The sequence below is a fragment of the Treponema vincentii genome (assembly GCF_010365865.1).
GTDB lineage: Bacteria > Spirochaetota > Spirochaetia > Treponematales > Treponemataceae > Treponema.
In genome coordinates, this window is the sequence record NZ_CP048020.1 from 515,771 (window position 1) to 542,234 (window position 26,464).

Sequence of the window (26,464 nt, forward strand, 5' to 3'; positions counted from 1 at the left end):
ATCTAAAATCGGCTTATAGCCTGATTTTCACTATTTTTAGCCCTTTACGGAGCCAATCATCACGCCTTTTACAAAATATTTTTGTACAAACGGATAAATAACCAAGAGCGGCAGGCTGGCTACCACGATGAGTGCATACTTAACGGTTTCCGCAAGTCCCTGGACACGGACGGCAGCGCTTACATCCGACAGCATGGTCGGGTTCGTTTTATTCACGATTAAAATATTGCGCAGCACAATCTGCAGCGGATAGAGCTTTTTATCCTGCAAGAACACTAAGGCGTCAAAATAGCTATTCCAAAGCACCACCGCATAGAAGAGCGACAGCACCGCGATAATAGCTCCCGACAACGGAAGCACTACCGTAAAGAAGAAGCGCAGATCGGAACATCCGTCTATTTGCGCAGCGTCATACAGCTCATTGGTGATGGTTTCCTGTAAAAATGTGCGCGCGATGATAACGTTCCACACATTGACCGCATTGGGGAGCACAAGCGCCCAGCGGGTATTGTAAAGTCCGATCCCTTTTACGACAAAATACAGCGGTATCAGTCCGCCGGAAAAAAGCATCGTCGCCATAATAAACTTGGTCACGAATTTTCTTCCGTAAAACTCTTTGCGCGAAAGCGGATACGCCAGCAGCATCGAAAGAGACACGCTGATAAAAGTTCCGAGCGCCACATAGATGATGGAGTTGAGGTATCCCAGTCCGATATCCTTGTTTGCAAAAACCGCCTTGTATGCCGTTAAATCGAAATTGACCGGAAAGAGTGTAACCCGATGCTCAATCACCGCCTTAGGATCGCTCAAAGAACAGGCAATAATATACAATAGCGGATACAAAACGATGATAAAACACAATCCCAAAAAGACATTGTTTATCCCGTTAAAGAGATTGTCAAAAGGCGTTTCCCGAATTTTCGATGATTGTTGTTTCTTCCATATAGAATACTGAGTTTTTACCATAGCCCGCCGTCCTTTTGCCGCAGCTTTGCCAGATAGTTAAAGAGCAGAATAAGCGCTACGTTGATAAGAGAATTGATAACGCCGATAGCGGTTGAATAGCTGAAATCGTTATTGACCAACCCCATCTTATACACATACGTCGACATGATTTCGGCAGTTTCCAGATTGAGCGGATTTTGCATCAAAAAGGCCTTTTCAAAACCTAAGCTCATAACAAAACCCATGTTCAAAATAAACATGATAACAATCGTGTTTCTGATACACGGCAAATCGATATACCAAATTTTCTGAAATTTATTTACGCCGTCTACACGCGCGGCTTCATACAATCCGGGGTCGACGGAGGTAAGTGCCGCAAGATAAATAATGGCATTATAACCGGTATTCTGCCATAAGGCCGACCACACATAGATATGCCGGAAAAGTTTCGGCTCCCCCATAAAATTTAAGGGCTCAAGCCCGAATTCCGCCCGTATTACATTGAACAGTCCCAACGCAGGATCCATAAACTGCATCAAAATTGAGACCATAACCACCGTCGAAATAAAATACGGCGCATACGTCACCATTTGAACGGATTTACGCCAGAGCCTGTTTTGCGTTTCGTTCAATGCAAGTGCCATAATAACCGCAATCGGAATTGAGGCAAACAGCGCATACATACTCAGGATGAACGTGTTCCACATAATTTGCAGCGCAGAAGGATTACTGAAGAATTTGACAAACTGCGCCAAACCTACCCACGGACTTCCCCAAATACCTTTCGAAATACGGTATTTTTTGAAGGCAAGCAGGATACCGTACATCGGCACGTACTTAAATACGATAAAATACAGCATCGGTAAGGCGATAATGACATAAAATTGCCAATGCGCACGTAATTGGCGTTTTGTGTTTTTACTTAACATATATATAGTATTACACCGGTTCTTCCAATTTGAAAGTGTTGATATTTAAAAATCAGGTATGCTGATATAAAAAAAAGAGGTATTTTATGTAAAAAAGGTCATTTTTTGAACACCATCAAAATACCCCTTTATTTTGCCGGCATATCAAGTACAATAGTTGCACAGGCGTGCCGTTATTCGTGCGGAGGGTTTGAATACCTCGACGCTGTTCGGAGGATATATGAAAACAAGTTTATATACGGAACATCAATTACAGACAATACAGAGGTGGCAAAGCCTACAATTCGGTATGTTTATCCACTTCGGCCTCTACTCGCTTGCGGGCGGCTGTTGGAAGGGGCTCCCCGTCAAAAGGGGGTATTGTGAACAAATACTTTCTCACGGGGAGCTTCCGCAAGCCGACTATGAAGCTTTACTGCATGAATTTCTCATACCCGATTTCAATGCGGAATCGATTGTCCGCCTTGCCAAGGCTGCCGGAATGCGTTATGTAGTGGTTACCTCGAAGCATCATGATGGCTTTTGTCTTTTTAATACAAAGACTACATCGTATAATAGTATGAATGCGGCTTGTAAGCGGGATATCGTTGCCGAACTCAGCGCAGCTTGTAAAAAAGAAGGGCTTGCGTTCGGAGTATATTTTTCACTCATCGACTGGCACTGCCCTGATGCTCTTCCGATAAGCGCTCACAATTCCGACCGTATTCCGCCGAAACACCATGAATATAACTGCGCTCAGTTAACCGAGCTGCTGACAAACTACGGCGAGATTTGCGAATTATGGCTCGATATGGGATACCCGACCGCCGAACAATCGAAGGATATGTATGCGCTTGTACATTCGCTCCAAAAACACATTATGATTAACGGGCGTATATGGAACGATATGGGCGACTTTGCTACACTTCCGGATAATGCAATACCCGAATTGCCGGCGAATGAATACGAATTAAACATTCCATGGCAAACGCCGGCTTCTATCTATAAAGAAACATGGGGATATAAAAGCTGGCAGGAACGCGGCAGCATTGATGAAAAAATTGCCGAATTAACCGGAAGTTTACGCCGTGTCGTATCCGGCGGTGGTAACTACCTTCTGAATATCGGGCCGGATAATACCGGTAAGGTTATTCCCTTTGAAAAAGAAGTCTTAGAGGGGATCGGCTGCAGTTTACGCGAAACCCCTCTTCCGCCCGTGCGCAGTTTCGGCAGGGATGAAGGTCAAACAGCAGCGTTTCATGTTCCCCCTATTCAGGCAGAAAAAGACGGTTCTTTCCGGTTGACCGTTTGTACAAACCTTTTTCGCTATACGGGCGGTGAATACTATACCCTGCGGCCGATTATAACGGGAAAACGCTGGCGGTTGGCCGTTTCGCCTGAATCTGCTCAAACGGTCCTTATGTTAGGTTGGAAGTGTGTTTCCCCTCTAAAAGAAGATATAAAGCTCTGCTTTGAAGATGACGATACGCGGCTGTATTTTTCGCTCTGCAAGGGAAAAACATGCGGTCTTATCAACTCTTGCTACCGCTTACCACAAAACCGCCGTATATGCACACTGGAGCTTTCCACCGTTGGGGCACCCAACTGCCGCGGGGAACTCATCCCTGACAGCATAGTGCTGACCTTGGAAAAACAACTTTAAATGCGACGGGTGAACAAAGCGTGAACTTTAGAAACTGTTGCATTGACGTGCGAACAACGTACACGTTCCGTTCTCATTGACAGAGAATGAGAAATATCTATAATATAACTAAGTTATATTTGACGGGTGTTTTAAATGGCAAACGGAGATTTCGATCTGACGCATAAGAAAATACTGGAATGCGGAAAAAAGATTTTCAAAGAAAAGGGCTTTGAAAAAGCCAATCTGCGGGAAATCTGTGCGCAGGCAGGCGTTACGACCGGAGCCTTTTACGGTCATTTTGAAGACAAAGAAGCTCTTTTTTCCAAATTGGTGCAGCCGGTTATTACCGATGTTGAATACCATTATAGCTTAATCAAACAACAAAGCTTTACAATGTACAAAAAAGAAACGGTAATCACAAAACAGACAATCGAATCCATCCTTGATTTAAAACTAAAGGGCGCAATTGGTATGGTGTCCTATTTTTTTGATAACAAAGATATTTTCGAGCTCTTGGCGTTTTGTTCATACGGAACAAAACATGAGCATTTTTTAGATGAAATAATAGAAAAAGAAGATGAAAATCACCTGAAAATCTTAGAGATGATTCACGGAAAAAAGAAAGCAGCCCAAGTAATCACCAAAAAAGGCATTCACTTACTGAACCATGCGTACCTGTATGCGCTATCGGAAGTTGCCGTTCATTGCGAAACAAAAGAAGAAGCCGAACGCAATGCCTATTTAATTGCAGACTTCTTTAATGAAGGCTGGAAAAAAATGCGCACGGTTTAATTGTAATTATGAATTAAAACTCATTTATAATTATGAATGAGGAAAGTGAGTTTTTTTAGGTTTAAATATAACTAAGTTATATTACGGGGAGCAGAGGAGATGGAAATTCTCTTATTAGTTATTCCCAATTAGAGAAAACCTTTTTGAAAATAGAGGGAGCAGATTCAAGGCGCGTGCAAAAAACACCCGCAGGCGTACTTGCTGTACGTTGAGGATTGTTTTTTGCTAAGCAACGCAGAAGATGCCCGTATATTTTCAAAAAAATTAGAGGAGGTTTTTTATGAAGTTAAAAGACATCGTGCAAATAGCTGTATTGACAGTTATTGGGTTCGCAATCGGAATGACAATTTCGATGCTGACGGGAACACTGGGAGCCATAGCCTTATACGCTTCTGCAGGATTTGCTGCTTTTGCAGTCAGTCCTGTTTTTGTGATAACGGCTAAAAAAATAAAGCATCGCTGGACGGCGGTTTTATTTTGGGTTATCTACGGATTGTTATATACCCTTATGGGCTATTGGATAATGATACCGATTTGTTTGGTTTCGGCAGCGCTTGGCGAAATCATCATCGGCGATTATTCAAGCAATGTAAAAGTTTCAATCGCTTTTTCGGCTGCAATGTTTGTCGTCGCAATGCACCCGATTATATTTGTCAAAGTATTAGGTGCGGAAGGAATTACGAAGTTCGCTCCGTCTATTTCAAGTGAACAGGCTCAGTGGATGATTCAGTTTTACACGGGAAAAGCCATCGCAATAGCGGTAGCGTGCAACATCATCTTGGAATCTTTGGCAGGCTTATTCGGTACTTATATCAACAAAAAATTCTTTGAAAAGAGCAGTAAAAAGAGCGTATTATAATGAAGCCGGCAAGAAACACTCAAGGATGGTCAATGAATCCGATAACGCTTTTTATCCTCATACTGCTCACATCATTCTTGGTGTTTTTTGTCGATCAAACGATGTATTATGTGCTGCTCGGTATGAGCTTTCTCTTTTTGGTTTTATTTTCATACTCGGAAGGCATAAAAAAGGCTGTAGTCTATATCGGTTTATTTTTGCTGATAAAGCTCTTGGCATATATCGATTTGGGAATGACAACCGGAGCATTGATAGGATTGATTGCTTTATTTTTAAGGCTCTATCCTATCTTTAACATTGGAAGGATATTGATTTTAACCAGTCCTTTAAAAATTATGAGCGCATTGCGTGCGGTAAAAGCGCCGCAATCTCTTTCGATAGGACTGGTTACCGCCTTACGCTTTTTGGACGAGATGACGGCGCGGCTAAAAGAAATAAGAAACGGCATGAAGGTGCGGGGCTTGCGTTTGAGCCTGTTACATCCTCTTCGCTCGTTTGAACTCTATCTTATTCCTCTCATTTATAAATGCCTTCATGTAAGTGAAACGCTGACCTCATCGATAATCGCAAAGGGGATTGAGTACGAAGGAAAAAAGACGAGTTATAAACCGGTGCGCTTCGGCTGGTACGATACGCTGGGTTTATCGGCGGCTGTATTTTTAGTATGGAAAGTACTATGAAAATATGTTACTTTACAATAGAGATAGAATGCAAGGCGGTATTGTATATTGAATTATTTATTTTCCGCACATGTTTTTAGACGAATGGTGGAACGTGAGTTTTCACCTGATGTTATAAAATCCGTTATAGAAACCGGTTCCGTTATCAAGGAATACCTTGATGATGAGCCGTATCCGAGCAGACTGATTCTTGGATTTGCAGGCGATCGTCCGATACATGTCGTATCAGCATTCGATGCGGCCAGTGTTACCGAACATGTGATTACGGTTTATCAACCGGATGAAGCGCTTTGGTCTGCAGATTTTACTCAGAGGAGAACCCATGATGAAGTGCCAAATTTGTAAGTTCGGGGAAATGAAAAAAGGGCGTACGCAGGTTGTGCTGACCCGTAACAATGCAACGCTGATTTTCCGTAATGTTCCTGCTCTTATTTGCGATGACTGCGGAGAATATTATCTTGATGAACAGACCGCAGCGGATATATATACTCGTGCAGAAGCATGTTTTTCTTTGGGTCAACAGATAGCGATCATTGAGTATCGGCAGCTTGTTTCTGCGTAGCAAAAGTGCAAATGAATTTGTTTTTATAAAGGAATTATGCCATGAGCATAATAGAAGCTCGGATAAAAAATTTTACGTATGACAATGATGAAAGTCCCACGCTCCACGCTATTGATTTGAATATTGAAGAAGGCGAGCTTGTTGTGCTTACGGGTTTTTCCGGCTGCGGGAAGACTACCTTAACGCGGATATTAAACGGCTTAATTCCCTATCATTACGGCGGAATACTCGACGGTGAAGTGCGCATTTTAGGGAAAAACATCTTGGATTATAAAAAGGGCGAATTGGCAAAGTACATCGGTAATGTGTTTCAAAATCCGAGTGATCAGTTTTTTGCTACCATTGCAGAGGAAGAGGTTGCCTTTGCCGGAGAAAACCTCGGTATGGATTTTCAAACCCTGTGCGAAAAAACCGATGCTGCTTTTCAGACGATGCAGATAGAATCGCTTAAAGGCGCGAAACTTTCAGAGCTTTCCGGCGGGCAAAAACAAAAGGTCGCCATCGCTTCCACACTCATCTATGACACAAAGCTGCTTTTTTTCGATGAGCCTTCTTCCAATCTCGACTATGAAGGTATTGTGCAATTTCAAGCGATGATACGGGATTTAAAGGCGATGGGAAAAACGATTATCATTGCCGAGCACCGCTTGTTTTTCTTAAATGAATTGTACGATAAGCTCATCTACATGAAGGACGGCACTATCGAAAAAATCTTTTTGAAGGGTGAATTGGCACCAGAGGATTGCAGGCGGTACGGACTGAGGGCAATACGGTATGACAGTCTTGTCTGCGAAAACCCTTCGGTACCTAAACAAGCGGTTACGCATATCGAGGACTTGAGCATTTCTATCGGCAGGCAGGAACTTATCAAAAACCTTTCGTTTGATGTACACGCAGGAGAGATTACTGCCATTATTGGAAAGAACGGCAGAGGAAAGACTACGCTCGGCAAAGCCTTAGGCGGGCTTTTATCCTGCAAGGGACAGATCGGTTACGGGAAGCGGCGGCGGCAACGCTTAAAGACAGCGTATTACATGATGCAGGATGTTGACTATCAGATTTTTTTCGATACGGTAGAAAACGAGCTTATCCCTTCTTCAAAACGGAAGGATGAATCCTATTTGCAACAAGCGGCTGAGTACCTGCACACAATTGACCTTTGGGAAAAAAGGCTTGACCATCCGCAGGAACTTTCAGGCGGACAAAAGCAACGGCTCGCCCTTGCAACGGCTTTTTTGAGCGACAGGCGCATCATCATCTTAGACGAACCGACCAGCGGTCTCGACTACAAGCGCATGGACGAAATCGCAAAGCTCATCTTACACTGCGCTCAAGAAGTCCCCGTGCTCATCATCACCCACGACTTGGAACTCTTATTCAAAGTCTGCAACACCGCCCTCCTGCTCGGTGAAAACGCATACAAGAAAATTCCGGTAAACGGAAATGAAAGAGAAATTCGGGAATTTCTAACGGTTTCAGTTTTTTAAAAGGGGGCATCTTCTTTTGGTTATAACTAAGCATATATTTTGCTGTCTGGACATCTCTATTCCAAAGGATGCGAAGCAAATCTAACCGACTTTTGAGAGATACCCTAGTGTAAGAGGTGTAATCACCTTATGCATCATCAGAAAAATTTTTATGCAATTATGCAATGTTATACTTCAACAAGTTCACGGATCGAAGCTCTCCTAAACTTAAAACAGCTTATCCAGCTCTACTGAATAGGATATGTCGTATATAAATCCGTTGCGTTCGCAATATGCTTTTATTTCTTTTGTCAGTTTTTTCGTTGCGCCGTATTCGAGTAAATAGACGGTGAGTCCATACGTTTTACATTGAGCCAGATATTCCATAAAATATGCTCTGTCTTCTACCGGTTTTGCTCCAAACGTATTATTCTTAAAATGTATTTCGGTAAATACGCTTTCTTGATTGATCCCATTTACTATCCCTTTAATGGAATCTTGCTGCATCGCTTCGGTGATAAACGTATCTCCGCCATTAATGATAATGGGTTTATTCTCCGTATGTATTTCGCGTAAGAGAGTTATGAGTCCTTGATATATTTCGGGTGTGTGATAATGATAATAAACGTCAGCGTTATCAAGAAAAAAACCGTCTATGCCTTTTTGAGACAAAAGCTGCGCTTTGTGTTTTATCCTTTTTTGCCATCTTTTATCTGCAACATTTACCCATTGTTCTTCGTCCCAATTCTCGTAGTGTCCTAAAGCGATATCCGCAAATGCGGCATAGTCATCGCGGAATGTTTCGATAGAGCCGATGTTTAAATAAGAAAATATGTGAACGTTTCCGTTTTTGTGAAGCTGCGCGATATCTTCTTGAGAAAAAAACTCCGCATCAATTACCAGCGTTTTAATTCCTTTAAGCTGCATCACTTTTTCATGATCCATACCTATCAGCACTTTGTAGTCTTGCTTTTTTTCTGCGGATATACCGTTTATCACAATAATTGTAAAAAAAATTAGTGCCATGTAAAGATCTTTTACATTTCGCATGAATCGCTCCTTATTTCTTTGCTGTGTACACTACGGCGTAATCTTCTGCATCGCTTTCGGTAAAGTTGTAATCCGAATAAGAGGCAACGGATTGAAATCCTGCCTGTTCAAATAAAGTTAACAGTGTTTTGCGCTGTAACGGATGTAACACCGTAAAGTCCGAACCTACGGTATTGTGCTGCTTGTCGATAAACTCTATGGTAAACTTGATATTTCCGTCCGGTAAAAAATCATAACGTCGCTTAAAAATAAAGGCGTCCGTTTCTTTATCTTTAAAGTCCATTTTTTTCTCAGCAAGGATGCGGTCGTAGTTGAGGACTTCAACAATAAAAATACCGTGCGCTTGTAAAGCTTGATACACAGCGCTGAAAAAACGGCGAAGTGCCGTTTCATCAGGTAGATGCGGGAGCGTATTGCCAAAACACAGTACGCCGTTACATATACCGAATTGCAGAATATCGGAGATGTTCGCTTGATGAAATGCCAATTCTCCGGATGTGCGAATACCCGAAGCTTTCTCCTTTGCGATTCCAATCATCTTTGCATTTAAGTCGAGCCCGTATATATCGTATCCACGTTGATGTAAACACACCGCAAGGTCGCCGGTTGCACAACCTGCATCACACAATCTGCCCGGCAACGGACAAAGGTGTCGGATAAAATCAAGCTTTTCCGCCTCAAGCGGGAAAACTTCGCTGTAATGTTCTGCAATCAAATCGTATACGTTCATTCACTCTTCTCCATCGGAATAATTATGGTATACTATATTAATATAATATGCTATGGGAGAATGGTATGATCAAAATAGCGAAATGCATATTTTTTTATGCAGCTTTTTTACTGTGCGCTGTACTTGTTTTTGCGGCTGATAACAGTAAAAAAACAGATAGACCGGCTATTAGAGTGTATGATTCAAAAGATAAGCTGGTGTGTGAACTCACGGAGAGCGCTGATATTGAGTCCTTTACTAATTTATTAACGGAGAGTGCAGCAGTCGCTGCCGATGATGCCGCTTTTACGCAGGTGCCAAAAAACGCCAAGATAGCGTATCGCTATGACATACCTAACAATTCATCTGTCGACATACGTCTTCTTATCTATGCCGATAGGCAAATTGCATATATAACCAATGCCCCGAAAGGCGATGATATGCCGGAGGTGTTTGCATGGGAGCTATTCGGAGAAGCATACAAGATACTATCCAAGCCTGATTCGTTAAAAAAGGCACTTGCTCGATATCAAGATAGCGATAACAATATTTTTGTCTATGATGCGAAAGGTTTTTTGGTATCTGAGGCACGTATTCCGTCAATCTTGCACGTATTCGGCAAAGTTATGGACGTCTATGCCGGTGATGCAAATGACCATCAATTTTCGGGAAGCATTTTACCGGAAAGAAGCGTACACGAAGGAAAGCAACTGCTGTACCGCTATACCATTTGGGCTTTTAGAGATGAACCGATACGGATATACGTTTATAGCGATACGGATAAAATTGTACTTACAAACACATTTCCGGCTTGGATTGATTGCACACTGACAAAAGAAGGATATGAATTGTTTTCAAATCCGAAACGATTGATTGATCGGTTGAATAGGGTGGCGATTGAATTGATGGATATACGCTGATCGGAATTTTGATATTCCTTAAAAAGGGAGCTAATGCAATCGGCCTTAATTATTAAACAGATAGATGATTATGATTATATATTAAGAGAGCAATTCGGCTTCCGCTGTGCGGATGAGGGGTGTTGTAAAACATATACGGTTCCGAAAGAGGTCGGAGTCGGAACTATCCGCAATATTTTCCCTTGCGGGAATGTCGGGCTTTCGATTATTCGACTCAAGCTGCGCTATCCGCTGGTGATGCAGTATGACGGCTATAATTCCGCATTTGAAACGACGTGTTGTTTTGGCGGGCATATCGCCTATTCCGAAACGGGCGTAATCGACACTTGCCTTTCACCGAATGAGCTGGGCATTTATACCAAGCAAAACAGCTGCGGTATGATGATGTATCCGGCAGGGGAGGCTATTACGGCTGTTTCTCTATTCGGTACGGATGAATTTAAGCAAGCGCTGCCCTTTGCGTTTGCAGGTATGCAATCAAAAAACACAGAGCCGGATGGCTTGACGGATTGGCTGATGGAGCCGAAAAAACCGGAACTTCCGTTGATACGGCTTTTTAAGGATATTATCGATAGTCCGGTAGAAGGCGCGATGCAGCAGATCTTTTATGAAGGTATTACCAAAACGCTGCTTACACAACTTTGGCAACGTTACATTGCAAACCCCATGCGCGGAATTACCCGTTCCTCGCTTTCTCCTGCCGAATATGCTGCCGTGTTACGCGCTCACGATATTTTATCGGAACGATATGCTGCTCCTCCGACAATTCCGCAATTAGCGCGGCTGGTATTTTTAAACGAAACCCGATTAAAACAGGGCTTTAAAGAAACATTCGGAAAAACAATTCATCAGTTTACCCATAGCATAAGGATGGAAACGGCACGATCATTATTGGATGATAAAAACACAACGGTCAGCCAAGCCGCTTATGCAGTCGGGTATGTGAATGTCAGTCATTTCTCGCAAGCCTTCCGAAAATTCTATGGAAGAAGTTTGAGGTTCCCTGCTATCTTCCCATAATAGCCGCATTACTCTGCCTCAATCAACTCATGCTCGGCAAAATGAGCCTTTCCCTCTTTTATATCACGCACGATATTTTCAAGATAGCGGATATTACTTTCAGAATAGAACGGGTTAACAGCGGCTTGTTTTTTTGGGCTTATATTTTATAGTGTGGATGGGAAGTCCCACTATTTTGAGGCATACTATGCTAGGTATAAATTTTGAATTCTCTGAATTATAGGAAACAGTACAATTTTTTAGAGCTAACAGGCTTTTTTTAAGCGGCGTAAAGCCACGTTTCATTTTAACAACGCTGCACGATGAGGCGGTGAACACACCGATTTCTTACGCGAGGAAAATGGCGGTATACAATTCGGAAAAGGTGAAGGATATTGCGTTCGCCGACAATCCGTACAGCCTCGATATGACGCGGGTACCAGTATTTCCCCACAAATAATAATACACCCCGATATTCCAAAGGCCGTGTACTATGGCTACCAGCGCGATACTTACTGCCGGATGGAATACCTGTTTGAGCTTGAGATAGGCAATGCGAAATACGATTCCGGCTCCTGCGGCGAAGAGCACAGACATACCCCCGAGGTAACGATGCGCGAGCGTGAAGAGCAGCAGGGCGGGGATTTCGGCGAAGCACAATTCAAAAAGTACGGTAGTTTTAAATGAGGCGGCCTTTTTATAACGGGACTGATCCGTGTGGAGGGATAATGCTAACATGCCACGTCGGGAATGTTGATTATGCGATAAAGACCGCTGCTGCAAATCTATGGCGTTTTCGGTGGTGCCTTCCGAGCCGTTTTCCGATGCAGGCACATTTCCCTGCAGCCGCGGTTCGATATAACCGGCATAGATGCGGTGCAGTCGATTCGGAGTATAGAGCCGATATAGTATTTCTTCATACACGGCGGCACATATCGTATAAAAACAGAAAACACACTGTGCATATAGTCCGTCCGGCTTGGGCGGAAGGGTGAACGGTACCGCTGAAAACAGCGGAGGAAGCAATAAAAAAGCAGTTACAGCAGCGAATTCAATAAAGAGAAGTACATCGTTTTTATTAAAGTCGTTCCATTTCATCTCGTTATCTTATCGTTATTTTTTTTAAACTAGGTTATCGCCTATCGCGAACCTCTAAAAATCTCATTGAGTTTTTAGAGGTTCCTACAGCCGCTTTTCTATCCATTCCAAGATATCGGCTTTTACTTCCTCTTTATTTGTTTCATTCAAAATTTCGTGCCGGCCGTTCTCGTATAGTTTTAGCGTTACGTCCTGCATCCCGATGTCCTGATAGATACGGTAAAGGGTTTTTAGCGTTTTGCCTCCGTTTGAAACGGGATCTTCCGAACCGGCGGTAAGTAAAACAGGAAGAGCGGCCGGTATACCTTTTAAAGCTGCCTGCGTATGCAGTCTTTTAAGACCACGCATAAAATCCTGAAAAAAGCCTGCGGTACAGACAAATCCGCAGTATTCATCATCGATATATTTTTTTACTTCGCTTTCATCCCTCGAAAGCCAGTCAAAGGCTGTGTGTGGATTTTTTATCCTGTTGTTATATGAGCCGAACACCAATGCATTCATAAATTTTGCAGCGGATTTCCGACCTTTAAATGCACAGTTAAGATTTGCAAGCAACAAGGCGACGGATACGCTTGGGTTGGGACCTGCCGAACCGATGAGAACTGCTGCTTTTACCGTTGTACCGTACCGTTCGATGTATTCCTGTGTTACGAAGGAGCCGAACGAATGCCCGATGATGATAACCGGAAGCGCAGGATATTGTTTTTGTATCTCCGCATTGATTTCTTTTTGATCTTCGACAACACGTCTGAATCCGTCTCCGTCGGCAAGGTACCCCATTAAGCCGCTTTTTGAACCGGTCTTTCCGTGACCGCGGTGATCGGAGGCAACTACTGCAAAGCCTCTCTCACATGCCGTTTTTGCAAAATCATCATACCGGAGGGCGTGTTCTGCCATTCCGTGCACGATGTGCAGCACAGCCTTAGGGTGCTGTTCCGGAAGCCATTTATAAACGGCGAGGGAGGCACCGTCGCTCATTGTCTGATATGCTATCTGCATTAGTTTCCTCTCCTCCAGGGCAAATACTTAAAAGTTCCGATGCGTTTGCCATGACTACCTTTTTTACCACGTTTCTCGGCAGGCGGTCATAATACGCAAGGCGCGATTATAGCGCACCGCTTGCGGTTCGAGCATTTTATCCGATTCGGGGCATGGATCGAGCCGTTCTTCTTCAAGTTCGTCGATTTGCTTAATCTTACCCTGTATGTAATCGGCCAGTACTTCCTGTGTAACTTCCAGCCGCATCAGCATTGCGCCGAAGCGGTGATCCAACACCTCCGAACCGAATCCGCGGCATTCTTCCGTCCATACCCGCCGACGCGCCTTCGCTGTTTCGGCTAATACCGTTTTTAGCGGCTTTATCTTATTTTCGATTAATGCCTGCAATGCTTTTTTATCCGCCTTCTTATACGCCTCCCAAATATCCAAGGGGAGCCGCCACTTATAGTAAAGCGTTTTCATCATCATCGCGTAAAATTCGGCGATACTGTGCTGCAAAGAATTATCCGTATTGGCTGCGTCCTTGGTAAAGGCTTGTTCAAGTTTTTTATAGACGGCATCCATATCGGTTGTTAACGTCCGTATGTAATGCAGAAATTTTGAACCGAGCGGATCTTGATATAATAGATACTTCGACGGCGTTATATCATAATTATTACCGGTTGTTCCTTCAAATAAATCCGGTTCTCCCTGCCGCATCCATTCGTCAAGCCCCATACCGGTATAGAGTTTTAGATACTGTGCAAATTCTTCTTCTTGATATTTGATATGGCAGTCAAGGTAGGCGTAGAGTACCAAGCCGAACATACAGGTGTAAAGCGGCGCTTCGCTACCGTCGTCTCCCCAGGTCGTAACAATAATTTCTTTGATTCTTTCCTTTCGACAAGCTTCAATAGCGGCAAGTGTGGTTTCGAGTGTTTTCTTATGATGGGGTATGTATCCCATCCAGCGCCATGCCCCGCCGGCAAACATGGTCTTTTTTGTTAGCGTACGGCATGCTTGAAGGTGGTCTCGATAATGTTTGCTTATGCAGCTGTAGTAATCCCAGTACATCAATCCTATCTGGTTAGGGATAATCGGCTCAGTATCCTCTTTGTTATTGGAATAACAGCCGAAGAACATATCATCCCAAATAATAGGTTTAAAGCCGTATGTTTTACAGAGGGTTTTCATAAAAGCAAGATGCTCTTGCATAATATCCCCCCTATTCTTAAACCCGTTTTCATCCAAATAGCGCCCGCGCCCCAGATTATAGGCTTCGTCCATCCCAATGTGGATAATATCAGTGGAGAAAGCTTTGCGCAACGATGCAATCATCCGTGTAAGTAGGGCTTGTACTTCAGCATTGCCGACATTAAAGATGTTATCGATATCCTTATACTTGTATTCTACGGCCTCCCACATAAAATATTGCTCCATGTGAGCAAGTGTCTGAATACACGGTATCAACTGTATGCCGAAAATCTGTGCATAGCGGTCAACTTCCTGTAAATCTTTTATGGAATACCGTCCGCGTAATGCGCCGAAATAGGGAGCGCCTTCAACTTCGTACACATCTTCCATGTACAGCATAAACCACGAATGTCCCATAAAGGCCATTTCGCGAATAAACTGCTTCAGCATATCGATATGTGCAACAGCATTACGGGAAAGATCGAGCATTAAGCCGTTTTTCTCAAAAAAATGATCCATGCGGAATTCCAATAAACGCTGTGCATCCCGCCGTGTATAGACCTTTGAGTCTTCGATCGTTTGGCTTTTAAGCAGCAGCATCGACAGCGCAAAATAAAAATGCGGTGCAGAGTCCGCTTCGATTTCGCATACGCCGTTCCTAAATGTTGCGGAAATTTCGGAGTCCTTCACTTTTTTGAACGTAACAGGAATACCGTCTTCGCTAATTCTGAGCGGATAGCTTTTCCGAAGTTCCGCCACTGCGAGTGTCATTTTCTCGTCAAGATCGGATAGATCGAGTTTTAAAGGTTTCAATTGTTTTATCGCCGTACACATTATTTTATCCACTAAAACTAATTAAAGAAATCTTCTAATAATTTTAGGTTTTAGAGTTTCTCTAATAATAGTTTTCATTATATCATAGTTATAGAGAAATGACAGCCTTAATTTAACGCAATGCATAGGCTTTTAAAAAAATTATCAGGCATCTCTAAAAAACTCAGCTTTTTAGAGATGCCCTATTAACAAAGGTATAATCAATCCGCTATACTCAATACAAAAACCGGAGGCCAGCTGCTATGGAATTTATTATTGATAAAAGTATCGTTGAGCTTGGGATTAAAAGTGTTGCGATTGGCATTGCAAAAAATATAGACCCGCAGGCGCCATTATCAGATTCGTTCTTAAAGAAGCAAAAGAAGATGGAAGATTGGGCGCTGCACTGCGATGTTGAGGCGGTGTCGAATCATCCGATTACGCAAGGGTATGCAGATATGTTGCAACGTGTTGGGCGTAGTATCAAAAAGTATCCGCCGACTGTTCCGGCCTTTATTCGGAATATTCAGCGACGCGGTTCTATGCCGCATATCAACAGTGTTATCGATATTTATAATGTTGAATCATTACATTCGTTTTTAGCGATTGGCGGGCATGATCTTGATAAGATAGACGGGCAGATAGCGTTTACCGTCAATAAAGAAGCGGGCGTTTTTCTTCCGATTTCATCGACGGAAAAACACGTCGCCGAAACCGACTATGTATACCGCGACCCTAAAGGTATTATTGCATGGCTTGGCGTCCGCGACGGTGAAAATTATAAATTTGATGACGGAACAAAAAATGCAATCTTTATTATCCAAGGGAATGCCAATACCTCTGTTGAAATACGTGTAGAAGCGCTCAAGCGGATTCAAAACGATTTAGCGGAGTGTATGCCCCAGTTGGAGTTTGAAATACAGGTTATCGAGAGGTAGTGCGCAACCGCTATTCGCTTTTGGTTTTAAGCACTGAAAGGAAGGCTGACTGCGGCAGCTCGACATCGCCAACCATCTTCATGCGCTTCTTTCCCTCTTTCTGCTTTTCAAGGAGCTTACGCTTGCGGGTAATATCACCGCCGTAGCACTTTGCCAACACGTCCTTGCGCACCGGATTAACTGTTTCCCGTGCGATAACTTGGCTGCCGATTGCGCCTTGAATAGCGATTTTGAACTGCTGGCGTGTAATTTCTTCCTTTAACTGCTCGCATACGTGGCGCGCTTTGTTGTAGGCGTTCGGCTTATACGAAAGCTGCGCAAGGGCATCCACCGGCTTGCCGTTCAGTAGAATATCGATTTTAACGAGCTCGGTTGGGCGCATTTCGATTACTTCATACTCAAACGACGCATAGCCGCGGCTGATGCTTTTGAGCCGGTCGTAAAATTCAAACAGCACTTCCGCAAGCGGCATTTCGTAGGTAACCTCCACCCGCTTTTGGTCGAGGTAGGTCATGTTGGTTTGCGTACCCCGCTTTTCGATGCAGAGAGAGATGATATTGCCAAGGTATTCAGTCGGGGTGATGATATTCGCTTTGATATACGGCTCATCCGCGGAAGCGATTTTCCCCTCGTCGGGATATTCTGCCGGGTTGTCGCAGATCATGGTTTCGCCGTTCCGCAGATGGAGGCGATACCGCACGGACGGCGCCGTAAAGATAACCGCTTGGTCGAATTCCCGTTCCAGCCGTTCCTGTACAATCTCCAGATGGAGCAGCCCCAAAAAGCCGCAGCGGAACCCATGTCCGAGCGCTACCGAAGAATCTTTTTCGTAGGTGAGGCTTGCGTCGTTTAGCTTGAGTTTTTCAAAGGCATCGCGCAGCTGCTCGTAGTCGTTGGTATCGACGGGGTACACGGAGGAAAACACCACGGGCTTTACTGCTTTGAACCCGGCACGGGGCTCCGCACAGGGACGATCTGCATCGGTGAGCGTGTCGCCGACTTGCACATCGGAGACGGTTTTAATACCCGCAATGATGTAGCCGACCTCTCCCGCACGGAGAGAATCCCGCTGCACAAGGTCGAGAATAAACACACCGGTCTCTTCTACACGGTATTCCGCATTGCTGTGCATAAAGCGGATGGTCATGCCGGGCGTTACCGTCCCTTCAAACACCCTCAGGTGGATAATAACCCCGCGGTATGCGTCATAGTGGCAGTCAAAGATGAGCGCCTGCAAGGGGGCTTCTGCGGAGCCTGTCGGCGGCGGGAAATACTTGACGATGGCTTCAAACAGCGCATCAATATTTTTACCGGTTTTTGCCGAAACCGCAACGGCAATATCGGAATCAAGCCCTAAATCGTGATCTATCTGAGCGGAAACCGCCGGAATATCCGCCGCCGGTAAGTCAATCTTATTGATGACCGGCAAAATTTCGAGGTTGTGCTCAAGCGCAAGGTACATATTGGAAAGCGTCTGAGATTCCACCCCCTGCGTTGCGTCCACAATCAAAATTGCCCCCTCGCAGGAAGCAATAGCGCGGGACACCTCATACGTAAAGTCTACGTGACCGGGCGTGTCGACAAAGTTTAAAAGATAATCCTGCCCGTCGGCAGCGTGGTACGGAATGGTAACCGCTTGGCTTTTAATGGTGATGCCGCGTTCCCGTTCAATATCCATGTTGTCAGTCATCTGCGCCCGATAATAGCGTTCGTCGATAACCTTGGCTTTTTCTATAAGACGGTCGGCAAGCGTTGACTTCCCGTGATCGATATGAGCAACAATACAAAAATTGCGGATATGGTCGATTGAATACATAGGGTCTTTATACTATTGGAAATGCGAGGGGCTGTCCAGAGAGGTGATACTGCAATTATAAAAAATATTGGACGGCAATATACGCTTCATAATGATATTTAGTCAGCAATATTTTCTCTCGTTTTTGGTCATGCCAGATTTCTGACAAACTAGGTTGCGCCACGCTTTTTTTTGGTATAATATTACAAGAACAAAATAGGAACTAAAACCATGGAAAAAGATTTTGATGAGCTGACCATAGCCGACGATTATATGTTTTACCGTGTCATGGAGGATCCGGAAATCTGTAAAACACTGTTAAATAGAGTTTTACAGGGAAAGGTAGGAACAATAACCAATATAGAGCTGCAAAAGACAATCGACGATGCAGGGCGAGCTAAAGGTGTCCGGTTTGACGTATGGGCAAAAGATTATAACGGGCGTATTTATGACATAGAAATGCAAGCTCTCGATAAGAAAGACCTTGCAAAACGCATCCGATACTATCAAGCTGCTATCGATGTGAGCCTATTAGGAAAAAGCAAACCGTATGAAAGTCTACCCGATACGTTCATCCTGTTTTTCTGCACTTTTGATTACCTTGAAAGAGCGTTACCAGTATATACTTTTAAAACAGTGTGCAGTGAAGACAGCCGGATAGAGCTGTACGATGGGGTAACAAAGATTATTATAAACAGTAAAGCTGCAGCGCAAGAAAAAATTAAAAAACTGAAAGTATTTTTAGAGTATATGAATGGGAAAGTAAGCGACGATGATGAGTTTATCCAAAGGCTGGAGCAGCGAATAAAAGAGGTAAAAGCGAATGAAGAGTTAAGGAGGGAGTATATGCTTGTAAATACAATTGAACGAGATGCGCGGAATGACGGATGGAAAGCAGGTATTGCACAAGGTCTTGCCGAAGGTAAATCTCTTGGTCTTGCCGAAGGCAAATCTCTTGGTCTTGCCGAAGGTAAATCTCTTGGTCTTGCCGAAGGTTCGCACCAAAAAGCCCTTGAAACAGCCCGACTTATGCGTCAACGCGCTTATCCGGTGGCAGAAATTTGTCTTATGACCGGACTCACAAAAGAGGAAGTAGCGCAATTGTAATTTATAATTGTGAATTACCCTAGCAATTCACAATTATAGAGAATTTTTGCTGAATTCAAGTCTCTTGCTTCTATATTATTATGTGCAATAGGGGTTTTCTGTAACAAAAAAAAAACAAAAAAGTTACAAAATAAGTGATTGACAAATAAAAAAAAATCAGCTAGCATATTTTTAATTAAGTATGGCCGCTCAAAAGCGTGTTACGCTTTGGCCAAGAAAGTATTAAAGGAGGTATTTTTTGTTATGAAAAAATATCTACTCGTAAGCTTGACTATTCTTTTTGCTGCTGCTTTTGTGTGGGCAGCAGATGATGCTGCAACTGCAGATCAGAACATTGCTATTGAAGCCGACGCAACCGTAAGTTGGGGTATTGACTTCAGTCCGGGCGGCATAAGACACGGATTTAACAACGAAGCTTCTTGGAAGGTAAAGTTCCCGATTTATAAGAAGGCTGATAGAACTTCTACAAGAGGTAACGTGCCCGTATACGGCGAAGTTGTCTTAGAGGGTGCGGAGCTTAGCCTTCTCAGTGAACGAAAAGAAAGCAATGAGAAGAACGACAAAGTGCCTTTTACAGTTGATGGAAAAGTTAAGGGGCTTAAAGCAAAATTGGTTTTCTACGACGTTTATCTAAGTGCTTTCAGCAAACCTAATTTTAGTGCAAATTATGCTGAAATATGGAAGCCTATTGACAATGATGATGATTATGAACCGAAGGACTATAGATATAAGCCGGCATTTGATGGTTTCGGCACAAAATTAGGCTATGCAAACAAGGACTTGCTGGGATTGGATGTCGGTTTAAAGTTCGGCTCGGATGGAAACTGGAAATCTGAGGACGGTAAGAAGGTGATCGATTATTCCACTGCACCCACACAAACAAATATATTGACAGAGACCAAGATTGCAGCTGATGAAATATGGGTTAATATAGTTACTGGAAAGACGTATTCCAAGGATGATACTGTTCCTCCTGGTACTTACTTACAATATAAGACAAAAGCTGGAGATCCTGCTCAGCACAGCAAGTATGCTATTGGCTTTGACCTTTCTATCAAGCCGCTCGATAAGATGCTTGAACTTGCTCTTACCGTCAACTCAACACTTAACAAGGGCTATAGTAAGGGTAACGTAAACTTCGGTGCTGAAGTAAAGTCCGCACCGGTAGACGGCTTAGAACTTAAAGCAGGTTTTGATGGTGGGTATGCCTTTGCGACAACGACAAAGGACTTTGACTGGGACACCGTATTTACTGCTCAGTATAAATGGGTAGGCGCCGGTGTGTATGTCGGTTCGGCAGGAACTGTGATTGGCGGATATGACGCAGACACCAAGACAAGAGGTAGAGTTGATATGGCTGTGTTTGCAAAGTTTGAAACAAAAGCCGACAAGGATGATGCAACCAATTTAGTAGAAGGCTTGGATGCAGGTGTTTATGTCGGTATGTATCAACTGCTTGCTAAGCTGAATGCTACTCCTAAGGAATTCCCGTTCTTTGCAAAGGTGTGGGGGGCATACACAATTAATATCAACGATTCTATGTCGATAAAGCCCTTTGCCAATGTCTGGCTTGAAACTCCTCATGCACAGAAAGTTGGTCTTGCTTATGACGTCGGTGTAACTTACAGTCCTGCCGAAAAGGTTGAAGTAACGGCAAAATGGAGTCAGGGCAAAATTAAGGAGAATAAACACGAGGTAAAGATTATCGAGAAGTCTGCCACAGGCGGCGAGCACTACGGTGCATTCGTTCTTTCACTCAAAGTTAGCTACTAAGCCGTATTCGGCCTAATAGCTACGCTTAAAAGCCTGTTCCGCACTACGCGGGACAGGCTTTTTTTGTATACGGAAAGCATACTGATTAATGAGATACTTTTTAACCTAAGATCGGCAAAATAAGATATCTGGCATCTCAGAATACCGTCATAACCAATTCCGGAGTAGATCCGGCCGCTGATATTTGCAAGATAGCAGGCCTTTCTAAAGTCGAACTGGAAGCGCCTAAATAATTAAGGATTCCGGCTGAGCATGGCATACGCAGCTTCCGCTCTTTCGGCAATGCGCGGCAGTTGCTTAAGCATATCCTGCGAAACGGCGGTATAATTGCGTATCAGCTCCGGCGGGGGACTTGCAAAACGTTGCCGTTCCAGCATGGCATAAAAGATACAAAATAGATCGGTTATGGTTCGTTTTGGTGCAAATAGTTCTGTAAGCGTTTCTGTCAACTCTGCGTAGGTCGCGCTTAAAAAATATGCTTCATCCTTTGTTGAGGTTGTAAGGTGATTGCTCATATACAAATCCTGTATATATTTGCGGAGGCAGCGGTCAATGCTCGCATACCAGCTTTCTATGGCATTTTTCGTGTTTTTTAAGCCCTCGTCAAAGGTTAAGTCCGTATCTGCAGGAATCTGATTTGTACCGAAAGCTGCATCGGCCGGGGGGATGTGCTTTTGAATTTTCCGTGCTGTTTTATAGAGCCGCTTTAGTTGTTTACGCAGTGCAGTAAGCCGCTGTTTTGCTGTTCCAAGCGTTCTTTTCCGCAGCTTTTTAAGCAGCAGCCACACTCCGCAGCCTGACGCTGTAAGCAACCCGACCCCTAAAATCGCTGCGCCATATAACAGAAAATCGGTTCCCGGAGGTAACAGCGGCGGCTTCGGCGGCTGGAGGTTTACCCGTTCACCGGTTCCCAAAAGTGAAGATACAGAGATTGCCGGAAGTTTATTGTGTAATTGTAAGAACGTAAGAGCGGGAAAATCGATGTCGCCTGTTTCCCATGGGATGAATGTAATAGCGAGATAGTACCCGGATTCCCGTTTCACAATGCTGATTTCGTTGATTGTCATCACATCGTTTTGCGTTATATTTCCGAGTGGGATAGGTACGCCGACAGTAAAGCCGCTGGCGGTTAAAGTTTTGTATTCTTTTTGAGATAACGGAAAAAGGAACTGTGCCGTATCACCGACAAAGATATGCTGGGGAATGAGTACACCGTTCATAATGCCGCATCCACCTGAGGCCGGTATCGGCTAAAGGGCTGAGCACCGTATTTGCCGGTCAAAAAAAATTGGTTCAAGAGCTTTACCGTATTACCATCGTACGGTAACACGAGCGGATATGCTCCGCAGCGTATACAGGTGTTTTCCCATTGTTGGGTATCTTCTGCTATACGGCGGATACGATCCTGCCGGAACTGATGCGAATTGGTCGGCAAGAGCCGCTCCAGTCCCGTTTCGGGGTCGGTAAAGCGCAATATCCCTGCGGCGGGCAGCGCTTCATCGTAAGGGGCAGTAATGCGAATAGCTGCAACATCATGGCGGCGTGCCAATAGCCCTAACTCCTTTTCAAAATTTTCTACTTTAAAATCGGATAGAATAATAATGAGAGCCCGTTGCCGCAGGAGTTTTGCTGCCGCTTCGAGTGCAGGAGCTAAAGCTGTTCCCTTGTTTTTGCTGCCCGAAATGGCAATACGTTCCAGGGTGCTTAGTATATGCAGGTTCGCTTCCCTGCCGCGTTGGAGCTGGAACACCCGCGCAACTTTTCCGTCAAAAGCGAGGAGTCCCGTATAACTATGCAAGTGTTCCGCCGCAAAGGTAATCAGCGCTGCTGCTTCCAAAGCTTTTTCTTGCGGCGATTGGGTGGTGCAACCTGTTTCCATCGAAGCGGAAACGTCGACAATCAGAAAAAGGCGCAAGTCTCGTTCTTCGCGATAAAGCTTCACAAAGGTTTTGCCGCTCCGCGCCATCAAGTTCCAATCGATACTGCGGATATCGTCCCCCGCTTCATATTCCCGCAGCGAATCAAATTCAATACCTCTTCCGCGGAAATGGCTGCGAAAACTTCCTGCTTGCATTCCCTGTGCAATGGAGAGCGCCGCCAGCTGTAGTTGTTTTGATCGTTCCGCTAAATAACCTGTTTTCATCTGCCCTATATACGGAAAACCTCTAAAAACAACGGTTTACATTACCAAATGTTTTTAGAGGTTTTGACAGTGTTAAGACTCCTGCCGTTTACATAACTTCAAGGAAGGGAACGAGCACGAGCCATGTTGCATTTTTCAGTACGATATATACTGCTTTTGCGAGGGCAAGCCGGGTTGCAGCGACATCTGCATTTTCTGCACCGAGGATGGGGCAATCATGATAGAAACGGCTGAACAGCTTACAAAGGTCGTAAAGATAGCTTGTTATCAGCATCGGTGCATACTGGTCGGCTGCTTTGTCTACTTGAGCGGGAAATTCCTCCAGTTTTTTCAGTAATTCCCACTCTATATCGGAGCTAAGCAGTTCAGGCTTGCAAATGCCCGCCTTTGCTTTTTTGCCTTCTTCCGTATCAGCTTTGCGCAAAATAGAAGCGATACGTGCACCCATGTATTGGATGTAGGGGCCGGTGTTGCCGTTGAACGAAAGAGACTCGGACGCATTAAAGAGCATATCCTTTATCGTGTCTACTTGGAGCAGGAAGTAGTGCAATGCACCGAGTGCAACTTTTTCTGCAACTTCTTCAGGGTTACCTACCGCCTCCTCACGTCCCTTGGATGAAATCTCTTTTAGCGCGCTATTCTTGAGCTCGGTAATAAGATCGTCCGCATCGACAACAGTGCCCTCGCGGCTCTTCATTTTACCTTCCGGTAAGTTTACCATACCATACGCAAGGTGATATAAACCGGTATACCAGTCATAGCCAAGAAGCTTCATTATATAGAAGAGTACTTTAAAGTGATAAATTTGCTCGTTACCGACTACGTAGATAAGCTTGTCAAACGGCCACTCGTTATGGCGTGTTATTGCGAGTCCAATATCTTGTGTGATGTAAACAGACGTTCCGTCTCCGCGCAACAACAGTTTCTTTTCAAATCCGATCGATTTAAGGTCGACCCAAATGGAGCCGTCTTCGTCTTTATAGAAGATACCTCTTTTTAAGCCTTCCATAATTTCGGAGCGCCCTTTGCGGAATACATCGCTTTCAAAGAAAAGCTTATCAAATGAAACACCTGTGCGGTCGTATGTTTGCTGAATACCCTGCAGTGCCCAGCCGTTCATCTTTTTCCACAGTTTTATCGTTTCAGGGTCTCCTGCTTCCCATTTCCGCAGCATTTCCTGTGCTTGCTCTTCGGCTTCGGGATGATCTTTGCTGTACTTGTGGAACTGAACATACATATCACCGACAAACTTATCGGGTTTGATGCCTTCTTTTACCGGATCAATACCGTTGCCGAAGAGCTGGTATGCCAGCATCGATTTACAGATGTGTACACCGCGGTCGTTGATAATATTGGTTTTGTATAAATCCGCTCCGCTGAACTGGAGGATACGAGAAAGACTTTCACCGATGGCGTCATTACGCAGATGGCCGAGGTGCAGCGGTTTGTTGGTATTGGGGCTGGAAAACTCGACCATGATTTTTTTTACCATGCAGGGTTTTCGTTTTTCCATAATTTTCATTTTGATTGATAATCGTGTTGAGAATTTGGGCGGCCGTTTCTCCCTTGGGTAAAAAGACATTGATATATGGTCCAACCGCTTTCACTTCTCCTTTTCCCTTGAGGGCAGGATCGGCTTGCAGCTTGGGCAACAACTCCGTTGCGATTTTAGCGGGAGCGGAGCGCAGTGCCTTTGCAAAACTGAAAAGCGGAAAGCCTAAATCACCAAGGTTCGGATCGGGAGGTGTTTCCATCGCAATTCGTTCCGCAGTAACAGACTCGGCTCCTTCCGGCAGCAGCGATGTAAGTGCACGGGCGATACTTTCTTTCCATAATAACCGTATATCGTTCATAATTACCTCACTTATAGGAATTGCTAAAAACTTCTGTTTTTAGTGATTCCTTTGTGTTTCTGATTTAGGAAAAACCTCCGGAACTATTGATTTTAAGAGGTCTTACCAGTATAGGAAATTCCGTACCTTAGTGCAAGAGGTCGATCAGGGTAAACGCATCAGGCCATCTTGTCGAAAAAAATTATGAATTATTTTGCTTGCATTTTAAAAAAACTGTGTTATAATTGTCCTTATCTTACAGGGATAAGGAGGCTGGCAGCGTTTTTTGCGCAAAACAGCCTTCAAGCGGTGCAGTTGCCGCATCCCGTACTATAAGTTATAGGAGGCTTATATGTCCGTATTGAGTGTTACCAGTGAAATTAAAAAACTGCGTAAAGTATTGCTTCATAGGCCTGGTGCCGAACTACTTCATTTAACTCCCGACACCTTAGGCGAACTGCTGTTTGACGACATTCCGTTCCTTAAAGTCGCTCAGGCAGAACACGACGCCTTTGCCAAGATTTTGAGAGATAACGGAGCTGAAGTTCTGTACCTCGAAGACCTTGCCGCAGAAGCAATTAAAAAACCCGAAATTAGAACAAAGTTTATTGACCAGTTTATCAACGAAAGCGATGTTTATTCCGAAAAGTACAAGGAAAGTCTTCGCGAACTGCTGAATAACATCAAAGATAATAAACAGCTGATTTTAAAAACGATGGAAGGCATCGATATTAAGGAACTTAATATCAAAGGTAATGCCTCATTAGTTGACTTTGTCGGCGATTCCGATTCGTCAATGATTGTCAACCCCATGCCTAACCTGTATTTTACCCGCGATCCTTTTGCTACGATCGGAAACGGCGTAAGCTTGAATAGGATGTTCTCCGTTACTCGTAACCGCGAAACAATTTATGCCGAATATATTTTCGATCATCATCCCGATTATGCAGGAAAGGTTCCCAAGTTCTATGATCGCTATGATCCGCCTCACATCGAAGGTGGCGATATTCTCAATATAAACGAAAAAGTTTTAGCCATCGGTATTTCGCAGCGCACCACAGCAAACGCGATCGACCTTATCGCAAAAAAAAGATTTTCTTTAACAGCGATTTGAAGATCGAAACGATCCTCGCGTTTGACATTCCCGTAAGTCGCGCATTCATGCACTTGGATACGGTATTTACGCAGATCGATCACGACAAATTTACCATCCATCCCGGTATTCTCGGCCCGCTCCGCGTATTCACTATCACCAAAG

The 26,464-nt window shown here is 44.0% G+C and carries 23 protein-coding genes and 2 pseudogenes; 14 read left to right on the top strand and 11 right to left on the bottom strand.

Features of this window, described 5'->3' with window-relative positions; all coding sequences use genetic code 11:
• Positions 1-36 precede the first annotated feature (36 nt).
• Positions 37-966, bottom strand: a complete 930-nt coding sequence (locus GWP43_RS02385) for a carbohydrate ABC transporter permease (RefSeq protein ID WP_162662410.1) — start codon at positions 964-966, stop codon at positions 37-39.
• Complete coding sequence (locus GWP43_RS02390; RefSeq protein WP_162662412.1) at positions 960-1,874, bottom strand: ABC transporter permease; 915 nt, start codon at positions 1,872-1,874, stop codon at positions 960-962. Before GWP43_RS02390 ends, GWP43_RS02385 begins: the two co-directional genes overlap by 7 nt.
• Positions 1,875-2,094: 220 nt before the next feature.
• Between GWP43_RS02390 and GWP43_RS02395 the strand changes: the two genes are divergently transcribed.
• The 7 genes from GWP43_RS02395 to GWP43_RS02425 all read left to right on the top strand — a co-directional run bounded on the left by GWP43_RS02395 (position 2,095) and on the right by GWP43_RS02425 (position 7,878).
• Positions 2,095-3,516 (top strand): alpha-L-fucosidase, encoded by a 1,422-nt coding sequence (locus tag GWP43_RS02395; RefSeq protein ID WP_162662414.1) that lies wholly within the window; start codon positions 2,095-2,097, stop codon positions 3,514-3,516.
• 135 nt (positions 3,517-3,651) lie between these two features.
• Positions 3,652-4,290 (top strand): TetR/AcrR family transcriptional regulator, encoded by a 639-nt coding sequence (locus tag GWP43_RS02400; protein WP_162662416.1) that lies wholly within the window; start codon positions 3,652-3,654, stop codon positions 4,288-4,290.
• 280 nt (positions 4,291-4,570) lie between these two features.
• The gene (locus tag GWP43_RS02405; RefSeq protein WP_162662417.1) at positions 4,571-5,149 is read left to right on the top strand and encodes an MptD family putative ECF transporter S component; all 579 of its coding nucleotides are present in this window, start codon (positions 4,571-4,573) and stop codon (positions 5,147-5,149) included.
• Positions 5,149-5,829: an energy-coupling factor transporter transmembrane component T gene (locus GWP43_RS02410; RefSeq protein WP_162662419.1), complete on the top strand. Its 681-nt coding sequence runs from the start codon at positions 5,149-5,151 to the stop codon at positions 5,827-5,829. The genes GWP43_RS02405 and GWP43_RS02410 overlap by 1 nt, the downstream gene beginning before the upstream one ends.
• A 48-nt stretch (positions 5,830-5,877) precedes the next feature.
• On the top strand, positions 5,878-6,174 hold the full coding sequence (locus GWP43_RS02415) for a DUF4258 domain-containing protein (RefSeq protein WP_162662421.1): 297 nt from the start codon (positions 5,878-5,880) through the stop codon (positions 6,172-6,174).
• A complete protein-coding gene (locus GWP43_RS02420; protein WP_230977938.1) occupies positions 6,152-6,391 on the top strand; it encodes a type II toxin-antitoxin system MqsA family antitoxin in 240 nt (79 codons plus the stop codon). Before GWP43_RS02415 ends, GWP43_RS02420 begins: the two co-directional genes overlap by 23 nt.
• Positions 6,392-6,432: 41 nt before the next feature.
• Positions 6,433-7,878, top strand: coding sequence for an ABC transporter ATP-binding protein (locus GWP43_RS02425; RefSeq protein ID WP_162662423.1), 1,446 nt, complete (start codon positions 6,433-6,435; stop codon positions 7,876-7,878).
• Between the two features lie 207 nt (positions 7,879-8,085).
• On the opposite strand, the gene GWP43_RS02430 is transcribed toward GWP43_RS02425, so the two are convergent.
• Both GWP43_RS02430 and GWP43_RS02435 read right to left on the bottom strand, forming a co-directional pair.
• Positions 8,086-8,907: a glycoside hydrolase family 191 protein gene (locus GWP43_RS02430; RefSeq protein ID WP_162662425.1), complete on the bottom strand. Its 822-nt coding sequence runs from the start codon at positions 8,905-8,907 to the stop codon at positions 8,086-8,088.
• Positions 8,908-8,917: 10 nt separating this feature from the next.
• The gene (locus tag GWP43_RS02435; RefSeq protein ID WP_162662426.1) at positions 8,918-9,637 is read right to left on the bottom strand and encodes a class I SAM-dependent methyltransferase; all 720 of its coding nucleotides are present in this window, start codon (positions 9,635-9,637) and stop codon (positions 8,918-8,920) included.
• Between the two features lie 65 nt (positions 9,638-9,702).
• Here GWP43_RS02435 and GWP43_RS02440 point away from each other — a divergent pair, with 65 nt between their 5' ends.
• The gene (locus GWP43_RS02440; RefSeq protein WP_162662428.1) at positions 9,703-10,536 is read left to right on the top strand and encodes a hypothetical protein; all 834 of its coding nucleotides are present in this window, start codon (positions 9,703-9,705) and stop codon (positions 10,534-10,536) included.
• A 33-nt stretch (positions 10,537-10,569) separates the two neighbouring features.
• A complete protein-coding gene (locus tag GWP43_RS02445; protein ID WP_162662430.1) occupies positions 10,570-11,556 on the top strand; it encodes a helix-turn-helix transcriptional regulator in 987 nt (328 codons plus the stop codon).
• A 327-nt stretch (positions 11,557-11,883) separates the two neighbouring features.
• On the opposite strand, the gene GWP43_RS02455 is transcribed toward GWP43_RS02445, so the two are convergent.
• The 3 genes from GWP43_RS02455 to GWP43_RS02465 all read right to left on the bottom strand — a co-directional run bounded on the left by GWP43_RS02455 (position 11,884) and on the right by GWP43_RS02465 (position 15,618).
• Positions 11,884-12,633, bottom strand: a complete 750-nt coding sequence (locus GWP43_RS02455; protein ID WP_162662432.1) for a CPBP family intramembrane glutamic endopeptidase — start codon at positions 12,631-12,633, stop codon at positions 11,884-11,886.
• Between the two features lie 84 nt (positions 12,634-12,717).
• Complete coding sequence (locus GWP43_RS02460; protein WP_162662434.1) at positions 12,718-13,632, bottom strand: alpha/beta hydrolase; 915 nt, start codon at positions 13,630-13,632, stop codon at positions 12,718-12,720.
• A gap of 63 nt (positions 13,633-13,695) precedes the next feature.
• Positions 13,696-15,618: a beta-N-acetylhexosaminidase gene (locus GWP43_RS02465; RefSeq protein ID WP_230977944.1), complete on the bottom strand. Its 1,923-nt coding sequence runs from the start codon at positions 15,616-15,618 to the stop codon at positions 13,696-13,698.
• A gap of 263 nt (positions 15,619-15,881) precedes the next feature.
• Here GWP43_RS02465 and GWP43_RS02470 point away from each other — a divergent pair, with 263 nt between their 5' ends.
• Positions 15,882-16,556, top strand: coding sequence for a B3/B4 domain-containing protein (locus GWP43_RS02470; protein ID WP_162662437.1), 675 nt, complete (start codon positions 15,882-15,884; stop codon positions 16,554-16,556).
• Between the two features lie 10 nt (positions 16,557-16,566).
• On the opposite strand, the gene lepA is transcribed toward GWP43_RS02470, so the two are convergent.
• On the bottom strand, positions 16,567-18,372 hold the full coding sequence (gene lepA, locus GWP43_RS02475) for a translation elongation factor 4 (RefSeq protein ID WP_162662439.1): 1,806 nt from the start codon (positions 18,370-18,372) through the stop codon (positions 16,567-16,569).
• Positions 18,373-18,582: 210 nt separating this feature from the next.
• On the opposite strand from lepA, the gene GWP43_RS02480 reads away from it, so the two are divergent.
• Together GWP43_RS02480 and msp are read left to right on the top strand one after the other, a co-directional pair.
• On the top strand, positions 18,583-19,458 hold the full coding sequence (locus tag GWP43_RS02480) for an Rpn family recombination-promoting nuclease/putative transposase (RefSeq protein WP_162662441.1): 876 nt from the start codon (positions 18,583-18,585) through the stop codon (positions 19,456-19,458).
• A 243-nt stretch (positions 19,459-19,701) separates the two neighbouring features.
• Positions 19,702-21,231, top strand: a complete 1,530-nt coding sequence (gene msp / locus GWP43_RS02485; protein ID WP_162662443.1) for a major outer sheath protein Msp — start codon at positions 19,702-19,704, stop codon at positions 21,229-21,231.
• A gap of 233 nt (positions 21,232-21,464) precedes the next feature.
• On the opposite strand, the gene GWP43_RS02490 is transcribed toward msp, so the two are convergent.
• The 3 genes and pseudogenes from GWP43_RS02490 to argS all read right to left on the bottom strand — a co-directional run bounded on the left by GWP43_RS02490 (position 21,465) and on the right by argS (position 25,227).
• Complete coding sequence (locus GWP43_RS02490) at positions 21,465-22,451, bottom strand: hypothetical protein (protein ID WP_162662445.1); 987 nt, start codon at positions 22,449-22,451, stop codon at positions 21,465-21,467.
• Positions 22,448-23,374 carry a DUF58 domain-containing protein gene (locus GWP43_RS02495; RefSeq protein ID WP_162662446.1) on the bottom strand — a complete coding sequence of 309 codons (927 nt, stop codon included), beginning with the start codon at positions 23,372-23,374 and terminating at the stop codon, positions 22,448-22,450. The genes GWP43_RS02490 and GWP43_RS02495 overlap by 4 nt, the downstream gene beginning before the upstream one ends.
• 88 nt (positions 23,375-23,462) lie before the next feature.
• A pseudogene (gene argS, locus GWP43_RS02500) lies at positions 23,463-25,227 on the bottom strand (arginine--tRNA ligase).
• Between the two features lie 331 nt (positions 25,228-25,558).
• On the opposite strand from argS, the gene GWP43_RS15505 reads away from it, so the two are divergent.
• Both GWP43_RS15505 and GWP43_RS15510 read left to right on the top strand, forming a co-directional pair.
• Positions 25,559-26,320: an arginine deiminase gene (locus tag GWP43_RS15505; protein WP_414162713.1), complete on the top strand. Its 762-nt coding sequence runs from the start codon at positions 25,559-25,561 to the stop codon at positions 26,318-26,320.
• Positions 26,321-26,367: 47 nt separating this feature from the next.
• Positions 26,368-26,451, top strand: a pseudogene (locus GWP43_RS15510) (arginine deiminase family protein); the annotation flags it as partial.
• Positions 26,452-26,464 lie beyond the last annotated feature (13 nt).

Coding starts and splice junctions, on each gene's coding strand:
- GWP43_RS02385 (WP_162662410.1), bottom strand. CDS start 966: ATGGTAAAAACTCAGTATTCTATATGGAAGAAACAACAATCATCGAAA.
- GWP43_RS02390 (WP_162662412.1), bottom strand. CDS start 1,874: ATGTTAAGTAAAAACACAAAACGCCAATTACGTGCGCATTGGCAATTT.
- GWP43_RS02395 (WP_162662414.1), top strand. CDS start 2,095: ATGAAAACAAGTTTATATACGGAACATCAATTACAGACAATACAGAGG.
- GWP43_RS02400 (WP_162662416.1), top strand. CDS start 3,652: ATGGCAAACGGAGATTTCGATCTGACGCATAAGAAAATACTGGAATGC.
- GWP43_RS02405 (WP_162662417.1), top strand. CDS start 4,571: ATGAAGTTAAAAGACATCGTGCAAATAGCTGTATTGACAGTTATTGGG.
- GWP43_RS02410 (WP_162662419.1), top strand. CDS start 5,149: ATGAAGCCGGCAAGAAACACTCAAGGATGGTCAATGAATCCGATAACG.
- GWP43_RS02420 (WP_230977938.1), top strand. CDS start 6,152: ATGATGAAGTGCCAAATTTGTAAGTTCGGGGAAATGAAAAAAGGGCGT.
- GWP43_RS02425 (WP_162662423.1), top strand. CDS start 6,433: ATGAGCATAATAGAAGCTCGGATAAAAAATTTTACGTATGACAATGAT.
- GWP43_RS02430 (WP_162662425.1), bottom strand. CDS start 8,907: ATGCGAAATGTAAAAGATCTTTACATGGCACTAATTTTTTTTACAATT.
- GWP43_RS02435 (WP_162662426.1), bottom strand. CDS start 9,637: ATGAACGTATACGATTTGATTGCAGAACATTACAGCGAAGTTTTCCCG.
- GWP43_RS02440 (WP_162662428.1), top strand. CDS start 9,703: ATGATCAAAATAGCGAAATGCATATTTTTTTATGCAGCTTTTTTACTG.
- GWP43_RS02445 (WP_162662430.1), top strand. CDS start 10,570: ATGCAATCGGCCTTAATTATTAAACAGATAGATGATTATGATTATATA.
- GWP43_RS02455 (WP_162662432.1), bottom strand. CDS start 12,633: ATGAAATGGAACGACTTTAATAAAAACGATGTACTTCTCTTTATTGAA.
- GWP43_RS02460 (WP_162662434.1), bottom strand. CDS start 13,632: ATGCAGATAGCATATCAGACAATGAGCGACGGTGCCTCCCTCGCCGTT.
- GWP43_RS02470 (WP_162662437.1), top strand. CDS start 15,882: ATGGAATTTATTATTGATAAAAGTATCGTTGAGCTTGGGATTAAAAGT.
- lepA (WP_162662439.1), bottom strand. CDS start 18,372: ATGTATTCAATCGACCATATCCGCAATTTTTGTATTGTTGCTCATATC.
- GWP43_RS02480 (WP_162662441.1), top strand. CDS start 18,583: ATGGAAAAAGATTTTGATGAGCTGACCATAGCCGACGATTATATGTTT.
- msp (WP_162662443.1), top strand. CDS start 19,702: ATGAAAAAATATCTACTCGTAAGCTTGACTATTCTTTTTGCTGCTGCT.
- GWP43_RS02490 (WP_162662445.1), bottom strand. CDS start 22,451: ATGAACGGTGTACTCATTCCCCAGCATATCTTTGTCGGTGATACGGCA.
- GWP43_RS02495 (WP_162662446.1), bottom strand. CDS start 23,374: ATGAAAACAGGTTATTTAGCGGAACGATCAAAACAACTACAGCTGGCG.
- GWP43_RS15505 (WP_414162713.1), top strand. CDS start 25,559: ATGTCCGTATTGAGTGTTACCAGTGAAATTAAAAAACTGCGTAAAGTA.